This is a genomic window from Rhizobacter sp., from assembly GCF_031412075.1.
Classification (GTDB): domain Bacteria; phylum Pseudomonadota; class Gammaproteobacteria; order Burkholderiales; family Burkholderiaceae_C; genus Rhizobacter.
Genome location: NZ_JANOCG010000065.1, coordinates 1 through 13,183 on the forward strand (window position 1 = coordinate 1; position 13,183 = coordinate 13,183).

Genomic DNA, 13,183 nt, shown 5'->3' on the forward strand with positions numbered 1-13,183 from the left:
AGCTGATAATCCGAAGTGCGCTTCACGAGGGCGCCTCAATCCTGTTCGCGATGACCTTTCATCTGGAGAAGACATGACCCAACTCTCAAAACGTGCCCTGCTGAAGATCGCAGGGTGGAGCACCGTCGCGGCCACCGCCGCTCTGGTGGGCTGTGGCAAGAAAGAAGAGGCTGCGGCACCTGCGGCCTCTGCCCCGGTCGCGGCTTCTGCCCCCGCCAAACCCGCGCCGCTGAAGATCGCGTTTGCCTACGTCGGCCCGGTGGGCGACGGCGGCTGGACCTTTGCGCACGACAACGCCCGCAAGGCCGTCGAAAAGGAATACGGCGACAAGGTGATCACGAGCTTCGTTGAAAACGTGCCCGAAGCGGCCGACGCCGAGCGAGTGTTTCGCGACATGGTCAGCCAGGGCAACAAGCTGATCTTCGGCACCACCTTCGGCTACATGGAGTCGATGCTCAAGGTCGCTCCCGAAGCCAAGGACGTGAAGTTCGAGCACGCCACCGGCTACAAGACGGCCGAGAACATGCGCACCTACGACAGCCGCACCTACGAAGGTGCCTACATGGCCGGCGTGATCGCCGGCGCCATGACCAAGAGCAACACGCTCGGCATCGTGGGCTCGGTGCCCATCCCCGAGGTGGTGCGCAACATCAACAGCTTCACGCTGGGCGCACAGTCGGTCAACCCGAAGGTCAAGACCAAGGTGGTGTGGGTCAACAAGTGGTTCGATCCCCCGAAGGAAACCGAAGCCGCGCAGTCGCTGATCAACGGCGGCGCCGACGTGCTGTTCCAGAACACCGACTCCTCGGCCGTGCTCAAGACCGCCGCCAAGGCCGGCAAGATGGCCTTCGGCTGGGACAGCGACATGTCGTCCTACGCGCCTGAAGCCCACCTCGCCTCGGCCATCATCAACTGGGCGCCGTACTACATCAAGGCCACCGGCGACGCACTCGAAGGCAAGTGGGCCACCGGCAGCGTCTGGTGGGGCGTGAAAGAAGGCGCCATCGACATGGTGTCGATCTCCGACAAGGTGCCGGCCGAGATCAAGACCAAGGTCGAGACCATCAAGGCCGGCCTGAAAGACGGCAGTTACGTCATCTGGAAGGGCCCGATCCTCGGTCAGGACGGCAAGGAAGTGGTCAAGAAGGGCGAAGCCGCAGACGACAAGTTCCTCGGTGGCGTCAACTTCTACGTGAAGGGTGTTGAAGGCAAGGTGCCGGGCGCGAAGTAACACTCGCCGCGGCATGATTCGAAGGCCGCTGCGTGCGGCCTTCGTTCTTTCAAACCAACCATGATCGAAACCACCTTGTGGCACCCCGTGGCAGACAGCGCATCGCTCGCCGATGCGCCGCTGCCCGCTCGCCTGCTCGCGCAAGACCTGGTGCTGTGGCGAGACAACTTTGGCCAGGCCCACGCCTGGGCCGACCGCTGCCCGCACCGTGGCACCAAGCTGTCGCTCGGGCGCGTGCTGCACACCGATGACGGATCGCGCATCGAATGCCCGTACCACGGCTGGCAGTTCTCGGCGCAAGGCGCTTGCCAGTTGATCCCCGCCCTGCCCGAGTTCGCACCGCCGGCCTCGCACACCGCCTGCACGCACGAGGCGCACGAAGCCCACGGCCTGATCTGGGTGCGGCTGCAAGCCAGCCGCAGCCTGCCGCCGGCCTTCGACGCCGAACAAGACGCCCGCCTGCGCAAGCTACTGTGCGGCCCGTATGAGGTGAACACCAGTGCGCCACGCATCGTCGAAAACTTTCTCGACCTGGCCCACTTCGGCTTCGTGCACGAAGGCCTGCTGGGCGATCGGGCCCACACACAACTCGCGGCCTACCGCATCGACCCCACGGCGCACGGTTTCATCGCCAACGGCTGCCAGGCCTGGCAGCCCCAAAGCAACCGCCTGTCCGCCACGGGCAGCCTGGTCGACTACCGCTATGAAGTCACCGGCCCGTACACGGCGCAGCTGACCAAGCTGCCGCAGTCACAAGAGGGGTACCAGGACGTGATCGGCCTTTTCATCTGCCCCATAGAGCCAGAGCGCAGCCGCGTGTGGTTTCGTGTGGCGCTGACCGATTTCGATTCGACCGACGAAGAACTGCGCGCCTTTCAAGACACGATCTTCATGCAAGATCGCCCGGTGCTGGAGTCGCAAAGCCCCAAGCTGCTGCCCATTCGACCCCAGAGCGGCGGCGGCGAAGTTCACAGCGCAGCCGACCGAAGCTCGGCCGCGTACCGCCGCTTTCTGAGTGAACGCGGCATCACTTTTGGAGTGTGCTGATGACCACCGCCCCCGACTCCGTGAACACCATCGCGCGCGAGCGCCTGCCCGACCTGCTGCGCGCCATGCCCAAGGCCGAGCTGCACATCCACATCGAAGGCTCGCTCGAGCCCGAGCTGATCTTCGCGCTGGCCCAGCGGAACGGGGTCTCCATCCCCTACGCGAGCGTCGAGGCCCTGCGTGCGGCTTATGCCTTCACCGACCTGCAGAGTTTTCTCGATATCTACTACGCCGGTGCCAGCGTGCTGCTGAAAGAAGAAGACTTCTTCGACATGGCCATGGCCTACTTCCGCCGCGCCGCGGCCGACCACGTGGTGCACGCCGAGCTCTTCTTCGACCCGCAAACCCACACCGACCGTGGCGTGAGCTTCGAGACCGTCATCAAGGGCCTCACGCGCGCCAGCGAAACGGCCCGGCGCGAGCTGGGCGTGAGCTCTTTGCTCGTCATGTGTTTCTTGCGCCACCTGAGCGAAGAAGCCGCCTTTGCCACGCTCGAAGAATCGCTGCCCTGGCGCCACCTGTTCGTCGGCGTGGGGCTTGACAGTGGCGAGCGCGGCAACCCGCCCGCCAAGTTCGAGCGTGTGTTCGAGCGTTGCCGCGCGCTCGGCCTGCACGTGGTGGCCCATGCCGGCGAAGAAGGCCCGCCCGACTACATCTGGGACGCGATCGAGCTGCTCAAGGTCGAGCGCATTGACCACGGCGTGCGTTGCCTCGAAGACCCACGCCTGGTGCTGCGCCTGGCTGCGGCGCGCATGCCGCTCACGGTGTGCCCGCTGTCCAACGTGAAGCTGTGCGTCTTCAAGACCCTGGCCGACCACAACCTCGCCACCTTGATGGAAGCCGGCCTGTGCGTGACCATCAACTCCGACGACCCGGCCTACTTTGGCGGCTACATGAACCAGAACTTCGTCGAGACCTTCGAGGCGCTGCCGCAGCTCACCGCACGCCACGCCTACCAGTTGGCGCTCAACAGCTTTGATGCGAGCTTTGCACCGGCTGACGACAAACAACGCTGGGCCAAACAGCTCGACGCGGTGTTTGCCACCGGCTGACGAGGCAGCCTCCATTCGAGAATCGCCCGACCGCTGCAAGGTGTGGGCGTTGTCCTACTCGTTTTCCCCGTGACCCGAGGTATGCTCCGCCCGCCTGATTCAGCTCCTGTTCAGGCTTTCCTACGGCTCCGAGACCTCTTCCATGTTTGACAACATTCGCGCAGACCTGCGCTCTTACAAAGGCAAGTGGTGGGAGCAAGGCTTCTGGGTCATGCTGGTCTACCGCTTCGGGCGCTGGCGTTACGGCGTGAGGCCGGTGCTGCTGCGCAAGGCGTTCTCGCTGATCTACAAGATCGTCTACAAGCTGATCCAGATCATCACCGGCGTTGACCTGCCGTGCGAGGCCGAAGTCGGCCGTAACTTCGTCATCGACCACTTCGGCGGCATCATCGTCAGCGGCTACGCGAAGTTCGGAGACAACTGCCGCATTCGCAATGGCGTGTCGATCGGCCTGCGGCACGTGGAGTCGCCATGCGCCCCGGTGATCGGCAACAACGTCGACATCGGCGCCGGCGCCAAGCTGCTGGGGCAAATCACCATTGGCGATAACGTGCTGATCGGTGCGAATGCGGTGGTGATCACCGACGTGCCGTCGAATTCGGTGGCCATGGGCGTGCCGGCCACGATCAAGCCGCGCAACGCGCCTGCCGAAAGAAGCCTGCTCGCCCTGGTCTGAGCCGCGCGGCCCGGGCGGGCCAGCACAAATCGGCGGCGCATGCACAAGGCGTCACGCATCCGGCCTCGCCTCAGGCCGGTGCCAGAGCGACCAGGCCTGCGACAATTCACACTCCCACCGCCTGCGTGCCCCCGCAGGCGGTTTGCCTTCTCCTCAAACCCGGGGCCATGTAGAGGAACACCATGTTCAAAAACCTCGCCCGCGGCCTGTTGGCCGCGATGCTCGCGGCTGCGGCCGCCTCTTCCAACGCACAGTCCCCACCGGCCAAGCCACCGCTCAAGGTCGGCTTCGTGTTCGTGAGCCCCATCGGTGAAGCGGGCTGGACCTACCAACACAACCAGGGTCGTTTGGCGATGGAAAAAGCGCTGGGGGCCCGCGTTCAAACCACCGCCATCGAAGCCGTGGCCGAAGGTGCCGACTCCGAGCGCGTGATGCGCGACCTGGTGGCACAAGGCCACACGCTGATCTTTGCCACCAGCTTCGGCTACCTCGACCCGGCGCTGCGCGTCGCGGCCGATTTCCCGCAGGTCAGCTTCGAACACGCTGGCGGCTACAAGACCGCCAAGAACCTCAACACCTACAACGCGCGCTACTACGAGGCGCGCTACCTGGCCGGCCTGCTGGCGGGCAAGAGCAGCAAGAGCGGCGTGGCCGGGTATGTGGCGGGCTTCCCGGTGCCCGAGGTGATCCAGGGCATCAACGCCTTCGCGCTCGGCATGCGCGCGGCCAACCCGCAGGCGCAGGTGAAGGTGCTGTGGCTCAACACCTGGTTCGACCCCGCACGCGAGCGCGACGCCGCGCTCACGCTCATCAACCAGGGCGCCGACGTGCTGACCAACCACAGCGGCTCACCCGCCGTGCCGCAAACCGCGCAGGCCCACTTCAAGAGCAAAGGAGTGCGCGTGATCGCCTACCAGAGCGACATGAGCCGCTTTGCGCCCGATGCGCAACTCACCGCCATCACCCACCAGTGGGGCGCGTACTACACCCGTGTGGCCGAAGCAGTGCTCCAGGGCAGCTGGCAAGCCAGGCCGGTGTGGGGCGGCATGAAAGACGGCTTCGTTGCGCTCGCACCCTTCTCGAGCTCGGTGCCCGCCGACGTGGCGTCGCTCGTGAAGAAGCGTGAGGCCGACATCGTGGCGGGTCGCTTTCACCCCTTCTCGGGCCAGCTGCTCGACAACGCCGGCGCAGTGCGGCAGGCCACCGGCACGATGGACGACACCACGCTCGCCGGCATGAACTGGTTTGTGCAAGGCGTGGTCGGCAACCTGCCCAAGCCCTGAGACAGGGCAAGGGGGCTCACCACCTTCCGAGCTCCCGCGACGCCCGCGGGAGCCGGCGTTCAAGCTCGCCCAACATGTGCCGAAAACGATCCAAGCGGGCCACCCGTCCCTGCATCGTGCGAGCTTGAGTGGCCCGCGTTAGACTGATGACCAAACGTAACGAGCCTCCCATGATCCCCATCCAGCAGGCGCAGCCCTCCGATTTCGTTCCGATGGACGAGACCGAGGCTTGTGGGGACTGCAGCACCAGCGAGCGCCTGGGTTTTCAATTCAGTTTTGCCTATCAGCCCATCGTCGACATCACGACGCGGCTGATCTTTGCGCATGAAGCCCTCGTGCGCGGCCCCGCCGGGGAAGGCGCGCTCAGCGTGCTCTCCCAGGTCAACGAGGCCAACCGCTACCGCTTCGACCAGGCCTGCCGCACCAAGGCCATCAAGACCGCTGCGCTGCTGAACATGCAGACGCATCTGTCGATCAACTTCATGCCCAACGCGATCTACCGGCCCGAGCTGTGCATTCGCGCCACGCTGCACGCTGCAAAGCAGCACAACTTCCCGGTCGACCGCATCATCTTCGAGACCGTGGAGGGCGAGCGTGTCAACGACGGCAAGTGGCTGGCCGAGATCCTGCGCGAGTACAAACGCATCGGCTTCCTGACCGCCATCGACGACTTCGGCGCCGGTTACGCAGGCCTGAACCTGCTGGCCGACTTCCAGCCCGACATCATCAAGCTCGACATGGAGCTGGTGCGCCGCATCGACCAATTGCCCGCGCGGCAATCCATCGTGCGCGGCGTGGCACGCATCTGCGAAGAGCTCGGCATCCGGCTGCTTGCCGAAGGGGTCGAAACCATCGACGAGTGTGTGTGCCTGCAAGACATGGGCGTGAAGCTCATGCAGGGCTACCTGTTCGCCAGGCCGCAGTTCGAAAACTGCGGGCAGATCGACGCCATCCCGTGGCCGCCGGTCCGCGCGAGCTGAGGCCCCCGCTCTCGGCCCCTGGCTGAATGGCTCCACACCATCTCACCCCCCGCATCGCCTTCTTCCTGACCCTGCCTCCGCTGCTGTGGGCAGGCAATGCCGTGGTCGGGCGCTTGCTGGTCGGCTCGGTGCCACCGCTGGCCCTGAGCGGGCTGCGCTGGGCGCTGGCGCTGCTGATCCTGCTGCCGCTCGGCCATCGGGTCTTCAATGACCTGCAGGCCGTTCGCTCACGCTGGCCCTACCTCGCCCTGCTTGGCTTCCTGGGCGTGGGTTGCTACAACGCGATGCAGTACTTCGCGCTGCAGACCTCCACCCCCATCAACGTGACGCTCATCGCGTCGAGCATGCCCTTGTGGATGCTGGCGGTCGGCGCGCTCTTTTATGGCGAGCACCCCACACACCGCCAGTTGCTGGGCGCGCTCTTGTCGCTGGCCGGTGTGGCGCTGGTGCTGTCGCGTGGCCAGACCGAGGTGCTGCTGGGCCTGCGGCTGGTGCCCGGTGATCTGCTGATGCTGCTGGCCGTCGCGCTGTGGGCCTGGTACAGCTGGCTGCTCGCGCGCCCGCCGGCTCACATGCGGGGCGAAGCGCGCCCGCCCTGGGGCTGGGCCGAGCTGCTGCTGGTGCAGGTGCTGTTTGGCGCGGCGTGGGCGGGCGCGGCGGCGGGCGTCGAGGCGGTGGTCGACCCCGCACCCATCCACTGGTCGCCCTGGGTGCTGCTGGCCCTGGCCTACGTGGCCATCGGCCCCTCGGTGCTGGCCTATCGCTTCTGGGGCATGGGCGTGGCCACGGTGGGGCCGGCGATCGCCGCGTTTTTCAACAACCTCACGCCAGTGTTTGCGGCGGTGCTGTCGGTGGCCTGGCTGGGCGAGCTGCCACGCTGGTACCACGTGCTGGCGTTCGCGCTCATCGCTGCGGGCATCGTCGTAACATCTCGGCCAGCCCAGCGCTGAGCCCCGGTCGCACATGCACACACCTCCTGCCGAGACCGCCCTCTCCCCCACCGCAACCCGCCCTGCGAGCTGGCAGCTGCTGTACGGCCTCGCCGCTCTGGTGATCCTTCTGATCGTGGGGCTCGATCAATACCTCGGTGTGCAGGTCAACGCGCGTTTTGCGCAGTCATTGGTAGACGACCGCGAGTGGGCGCTGCGACTGGGCTCGCTGTCGGACTTGCGGCGCGCAGCAGGTGACGCCAACTCGCCGGCCAATGAAATCTTCGCCTCGGGCCAGGTCGAGGTTGAACGTGAGCGACTCAAGATCGCTTCGCAGTCCTTCAAAGAACGCCTGGCGCAGTCGCGTCAACTGCTCGGCACCCACCCCGTACCGGCCGAGCGCGAGCTGATGCTGCACGGCCTGGAGAGTGCCGAACAAGCCGCCAGGCTCATGCTGGTGCAGACCGAGCAGACGCTGTCCCGATACACCGCGCAAAACGTCGATGCAGCCGCACGCAGCATGGCCGAGGCCGACCGCAGCTACGGCCACATTCAAGACAGCATTCGAAGCGTAGGGCAGGCGGCACGCAACATCCAGAAGTCGCAACTCGACACCCTGGCCGCCACGGTCGAGCATTACCGCCGGCTGGAGCTCTTCAGCCTGGTGCTGGTGGCCGCGGTCACGCTGGGCATGCTCTGGTATGGGTTTCGCATCCGCTTGCAGATGGAGCGCGCCGCCGCCGAGAAAGCCCGCCACACCGTGGAGCTGCAAGCCGCCAAGGACGCTGCCGAAACGGCCAGCCAGGCCAAGTCGCAGTTCCTGGCCAACATGAGCCATGAGATCCGCACGCCGATGAATGGGGTGCTGGGCATGACCGAGCTGCTGCTGGGCACCGCGCTCAACGACCAGCAGCGCCGTTTTGCCGACAGCGCCCACCGCTCGGGCCAGGCCTTGCTGGGCGTGATCAACGACATCCTTGATTTCTCGAAGATCGAGTCGGGCAAGTTCGAGGTGGAGTCGCTGCCCTTCAACCCCTGCGAGGTGGCCTACGACGTGGCCGAGCTGCTGGCGGTGCAGGCACACGCCAAGGGGCTCGAAGTGATCTGCCAGATGGGCCAGGACTTGCCGATCCGCGCCTATGGAGACGCCGCCCGCCTGCGCCAGGTGCTGATGAACCTGCTGGGCAACGCCATCAAGTTCACCGAACGTGGCCACGTGATGATCTCGGTCAACAAGCTGCCGGCCTCGAGCGCCGCGCACAACCACGCGGCGCTGGTCGAATTTTCCGTCGCGGACTCCGGCCCAGGCATCTCGCCCGCCGACCAGGCGCGTGTGTTCGAGGCTTTCACCCAGGGCGACGGCACCCGCACCCGCCGCCACGGCGGCACCGGTCTCGGCCTCGCCATCTCGAGCCAGCTGGTGGCCATGATGGGCGGCAAGCTGCTGCTCGAAAGCCCGCCCGGCGAAGGCTCGCGGTTCTGGTTTGCCCTGCCGATGCGCCTGCTGCCCGAAGCGCCCATGCTCACCGACCGCGAGGCCTCGGCACTGCATGGCCTGCAGGTGCTGGTGGTCGACGACAACAACACCAACCTCGACATCCTTCGCCACCAGCTCACGGCCTGGGGCCTGCGGGTTGACACCGCCACCAGCGGCCAGCAGGCGCTGGAGCTGATGCAGCACCGCCCGGTGGTGCACGACCTGGCCATCCTCGACGTGCACATGCCCGACATGAACGGCCTGGCCTTGAGCGAGCGCATCCGCGCCAATGCCAAGCTCGACGAGCTGAAGATCATCATGCTCAGCTCCGCCGGCCTCGACATCCCGAGCGTGGGCCTGGCCCGGCTGGGGCTGTCGCGCTGGCTCTCCAAGCCGGTGCGCAAGCTGGAGCTGCGGCGGGCACTGATCGACCTGCTGGCCGACGAGATGCTCGCGTCACCGGTCATGCCGCTTGAATCACAACGGCCTGCACCCCGCAGCAGCGCCCGCATCCTGCTGGCCGAAGACCACCCGGTGAACCAGGAAGTGGCCGCACAAATGCTGCGCAATGCCGGCTACGAGGTGCACGTGGTCGGCGACGGCGAAGCCGCCCTGGAGGCCGCACGCGGCGGGCAGTTCGACCTGGTGTTGATGGACTGCCTGATGCCGGGCACCGACGGCTTCGAAGCCACCGCCCGCCTGCGCGAGCACGAGAGCCACAACGGCGTGGACCCGGCCAAGCGCCTGCCCATCGTCGCGCTCACCGCCAACGCCATGAAGGGCGACGTGGAGGCCTGCCTGGCCGCGGGCATGGACGACTACGTGCCCAAGCCTTTCACGCAGGAGCAGCTGGTCCAGGCCATCGAGCGGCGCCTGCGCCGCGCGTCCTCAGCCGATCAGAACGTGCCGGGGTAGGCGCCACCATCCATCAGGATGTTCTGGCCGGTGATGTAGCCGGCATGCACGCTGCACAAGAAGGCGCACATGGCGCCAAACTCTTCAGGTGTGCCGAAGCGTTGCGCCGGGTTCTGCTTGCGCCGCACGTCGGCGATCGCCTCGATGCTCTGGCCGCTCTGCTTGGCCGCACCCTCCATCGTCACGCGCAGGCGGTCGGTGTCGAAGGGGCCGGGCAGCAGGCCATTGATGGTCACGTTCTTGAGCACCGTCTTGCGGGCCAGGCCAGCGCTGAAGCCGGTCAGCCCCGAGCGCGCGCCGTTCGACAAACCCAGGATGTCGATCGGCGCCTTCACCGCGGCCGAGGTGATGTTGACGATGCGCCCGAAGCCACGCGCCATCATCGGGTCGACCACGGCCTTCATCAGCTCGATGGGCGTGAGCATGTTGGCGTCGAGCGCCTTGATCCAGGCGTCACGCCCCCAGTCGCGAAAGTCCCCCGGCGGAGGGCCGCCCGCGTTGTTGATGAGGATGTCGATCTGCGGGCAAGCCGCCAGCGCAGCAGCGCGGCCTTCGGGCGTAGTGATGTCACCCACCACCGCACGCACCTCGCCGCCGTCGAAGGCACGCAACTCGGCGGCCGTGGCCTCCAGCGCCTCGGCGCCACGCGCGGTGATCACCACGTTGACGCCCTCTTTCACCAGCGCCTGTGCACAACCTTTGCCCAAGCCCTTGCTGGCCGCACACACCAGCGCCCACTTGCCTTGAATTCCCATGTCCATGATCTATCTCCATTTGGCGAGCAACCAGATGCCCGCAAGAACCAATACCGTGCCGGCCGCTATCCACGCCGTGAACGGCTCACCGAGGATCACCACGCCCATCAGAATCGTCGACAGCGGCCCGAACATGCCGACCTGCGTGGTCATCGGTGCGCCGATGCGCTCGATCGCCATCATGACCAGCAGCACGGGGCAGAAGGTGCACAGCGTGGCGTTGAGCACCGAGAGCCAGATCACCTCAGGCGCCACCGCCATGGCCGACACTGGGCGCAGCACGAAGAACTGCGCAATGCACAGCACACACGCAATCGAGGTGGCGATGCCGGTGAGGCGCAGCGCGCCCAGGCGCTTGACCTCTTCACCGCTGTAGACGAGGTAGAGCGCGTAGCTCACCATGCTCGCGAACACGAGCGCCGCACCGAGCGCCACGTCGCGGCCGAGCAGCGTGACCTCGTGGCCGAACACCAGCAGCACGCCGCAGTAACTCACCGCCAGCGAGATCAACTGCCGGCGCGTGACCTTCTGCTGGAACAACACCACGCCCAGCGCTAGTACGAGCGTGGGGTTGAGGTACAGGATCAGCCGCTCCAGCCCGGCGGTGATGTATTGCAGCCCGGCAAAGTCGAGAAAGCTCGCCAGGTAGTAGCCGCTGAAACCCAGGCCGCTGACCACCATCCAATCGCGCCGTGTCAACGCAGGCTTGCCGCGCCCCGACCACCACGACAGCAGCAGAAACATCGGCAGCGCAAACAGCATGCGGTACATGATCAGCGTGACCGCATCGACCCCGTGGCGGTAAGCCAGCTTCACGATGATGGCCTTGCCCGAGAAGGCCACGGCCCCGAGCACGGCCATCACAAAGCCCGGCCACAACGCGCGCTGAGCCGCCGCCTGGGCGGCCGCTGCGGAAGAAGACCCGATGCTCAGAACGCCACCGCCTGCCCGTCGCGGCGCGGGTCGCTCGCGGCCACATAACCTTCGACAGCGGGGTCGCCCAGGCGCCAGATGAACTGGCCTGCGCCGAAGTCCTGGTAGGAGTCCTGGATTACTTCCATCACGTGGCCGCGCTCGGCCAGGCCTTGCACGGTGGCCGGGTTCATCGCACTCTCGACGTTGATCTCCAGGCCCTGGTTGAAGCGCCAGCGCGGCGCGTCGCAGGCCGCCTGCGGGTTCTGCTTGTAGTCGAGCATGCGCACCAGCGTCTGCATGTGGCCTTGCGGCTGCATGTTGGCGCCCATCACGCCGTAGCTCATCACGGGCTTTCCGTCTTTGGTGAGGAAGGCGGGAATGATGGTGTGGAAAGGCCGCTTGCCCGGCCTCACGCCGTTGGCGCTCTTCGCATCGAGGTTGAAGGCGTGGCCGCGGTTCTGCATCGACACGCCGTAACCCGGCACCACGATGCCCGAGCCAAAGCCCATGTAGTTGCTCTGGATGAAGCTGACCATCATGCCGCTCTCGTCGGCGGCGGTCAGGTAGATGGTGCCGCCCTTCACCGGGTTGCCGGCACCGAAGTCTTGTGCGCGCTTCATGTCGATCAGCTTGGCGCGCGAGGCGAGGTAGGCGTCGTCGAGCAGCTGGTCGGCGGTGACTTCCATGCTCCCCGGTTCGCCCACGTAGCGGTAGATGTCGGCGAAGGCGAGCTTCATGGCCTCGATCTGCAGGTGCTGCGAATCGACGCCATCGACCTGCATCGACGCGAGGTCGAAATTCGACAAGATGCCCAGCGCCATCAGCGCCGAGATGCCCTGCCCGTTGGGCGGGATCTCGTGCAGCGTGTGGCCCGCATAGTTCTTGGCCAAAGGCGTGACCCACTCGGGTTGATACGCGGCGAAATCTTCCACTGTGATGGCGCCGCCATGGCTGCGCGCATGCTGGGCCGCAGCCTCGGCTATCTCGCCGCCGTAGTAGGCCGCGCCCTTGCTCTGCGCAATCAGCTTGAGCGACCTGGCGGCTTCGGCAAAGCGAAACAGCTCGCCCACGTTGGGCGCGCGCCCGCGTGGCATGAAGGCCTCGGCAAACCCCGGTTGATCAAGCAGCAAGGGCACGGCCGCAGCCCACTTCTGCTGCACCACCACCGGCATGGCGTAGCCGCGCTCGGCGATCTCGATGGCGGGCTCCAGCAGGTCGGCAAACGGCAGCTTGCCGAAGCGCTCGCTCAAGGCCACCCAGCTGGCGACGGCGCCCGGCACGGTGACGCTGTCCCAGCCGCGCACAGGCGGCGTCTTCGTGTCTGCGCCGTACTTTTTCTTGAAGTATTCGGGCGTCCAGGCCTTGGGGGCGCGGCCCGAGGCGTTGAGGCCGTGCAGTTGGTGGCCGTCCCACAAGATGCAGAAGGAATCAGACCCGAGACCGTTGCTCACCGGCTCGACGATGGTCATGGCGGCGGCGGCAGCGATCGCCGCATCGACCGCATTGCCGCCCTTGAGCATCATGCGCAGGCCCGCTTGTGCGGCCAGCGGGTGAGAGGTGGAGACGATATTGCGCCCGAAGATGGGCAGACGCTGGGTGGGGTAGCCGGCGGTCCAGTCGAAAGCGTGGGTCATGGGGGTTCCTCGGGTCACGACCCGCAAGGTTAGTCCGAAACAAAAAAGGCCGCCCGGAGGCGGCCTTTCGATTCGAATCCAACGCTCGCCGAAGCGAGCGACGGATCAGAAGAAGTGACGCACGCCGAGCTCGAAGCCCTTCGACGTGCCGCCGGCACCCGGCGTGCCGTTGCCGCCAGCCAGGCCGATCGAGGAGTTGTTGTTCTTGTTGTCGAGCCAGGACACCGTCCCGTACATCGCCGTCCGCTTGGACAGGTTGTACTGGTACGTGGCCGCGGCCTGATGAACC

At 66.1% G+C, this 13,183-nt stretch carries 11 protein-coding genes and 1 pseudogene; 8 read left to right on the forward strand and 4 right to left on the reverse strand.

The window, feature by feature from the left end:
* The first annotated feature begins 73 nt into the window (after window positions 1–73).
* The 8 genes from RMO40_RS02275 to RMO40_RS02310 all read left to right on the forward strand — a co-directional run bounded on the left by RMO40_RS02275 (window position 74) and on the right by RMO40_RS02310 (window position 9,590).
* The gene (locus RMO40_RS02275; protein ID WP_309715695.1) at window positions 74–1,231 is read left to right on the forward strand and encodes a BMP family ABC transporter substrate-binding protein; all 1,158 of its coding nucleotides are present in this window, start codon (window positions 74–76) and stop codon (window positions 1,229–1,231) included.
* A gap of 60 nt (window positions 1,232–1,291) precedes the next feature.
* Window positions 1,292–2,278, forward strand: coding sequence for a Rieske 2Fe-2S domain-containing protein (locus RMO40_RS02280; protein WP_309715699.1), 987 nt, complete (start codon window positions 1,292–1,294; stop codon window positions 2,276–2,278).
* Window positions 2,278–3,330: an adenosine deaminase gene (locus tag RMO40_RS02285; protein WP_309715702.1), complete on the forward strand. Its 1,053-nt coding sequence runs from the start codon at window positions 2,278–2,280 to the stop codon at window positions 3,328–3,330. The genes RMO40_RS02280 and RMO40_RS02285 overlap by 1 nt, the downstream gene beginning before the upstream one ends.
* A 142-nt stretch (window positions 3,331–3,472) precedes the next feature.
* Window positions 3,473–4,006, forward strand: coding sequence for a DapH/DapD/GlmU-related protein (locus tag RMO40_RS02290; protein ID WP_309715705.1), 534 nt, complete (start codon window positions 3,473–3,475; stop codon window positions 4,004–4,006).
* 182 nt (window positions 4,007–4,188) lie between these two features.
* Complete coding sequence (locus RMO40_RS02295) at window positions 4,189–5,289, forward strand: BMP family ABC transporter substrate-binding protein (protein ID WP_309715710.1); 1,101 nt, start codon at window positions 4,189–4,191, stop codon at window positions 5,287–5,289.
* 170 nt (window positions 5,290–5,459) lie between these two features.
* Window positions 5,460–6,269 (forward strand): S6 modification regulatory phosphodiesterase RimA, encoded by an 810-nt coding sequence (gene rimA, locus RMO40_RS02300; protein WP_309715712.1) that lies wholly within the window; start codon window positions 5,460–5,462, stop codon window positions 6,267–6,269.
* Window positions 6,270–6,295: 26 nt separating this feature from the next.
* Entirely contained in the window at window positions 6,296–7,219 is a 924-nt protein-coding gene (locus RMO40_RS02305) for an EamA family transporter (protein ID WP_309715715.1), read from the forward strand.
* 13 nt (window positions 7,220–7,232) lie between these two features.
* Window positions 7,233–9,590, forward strand: a complete 2,358-nt coding sequence (locus tag RMO40_RS02310; RefSeq protein ID WP_309715718.1) for a response regulator — start codon at window positions 7,233–7,235, stop codon at window positions 9,588–9,590.
* Here RMO40_RS02310 and RMO40_RS02315 read toward each other — a convergent pair.
* The 4 genes and pseudogenes from RMO40_RS02315 to RMO40_RS02330 form a co-directional block, all read right to left on the reverse strand.
* Complete coding sequence (locus tag RMO40_RS02315; RefSeq protein ID WP_309715721.1) at window positions 9,572–10,351, reverse strand: SDR family oxidoreductase; 780 nt, start codon at window positions 10,349–10,351, stop codon at window positions 9,572–9,574. The genes RMO40_RS02310 and RMO40_RS02315 overlap by 19 nt on opposite strands.
* A 3-nt stretch (window positions 10,352–10,354) precedes the next feature.
* Window positions 10,355–11,206, reverse strand: coding sequence for an EamA family transporter (locus tag RMO40_RS02320; RefSeq protein ID WP_309715724.1), 852 nt, complete (start codon window positions 11,204–11,206; stop codon window positions 10,355–10,357).
* Window positions 11,207–11,274: 68 nt separating this feature from the next.
* A complete protein-coding gene (locus RMO40_RS02325; RefSeq protein ID WP_309715727.1) occupies window positions 11,275–12,894 on the reverse strand; it encodes a gamma-glutamyltransferase family protein in 1,620 nt (539 codons plus the stop codon).
* Window positions 12,895–12,999: 105 nt separating this feature from the next.
* Window positions 13,000–13,183, reverse strand: a pseudogene (locus RMO40_RS02330) (porin); the annotation flags it as partial.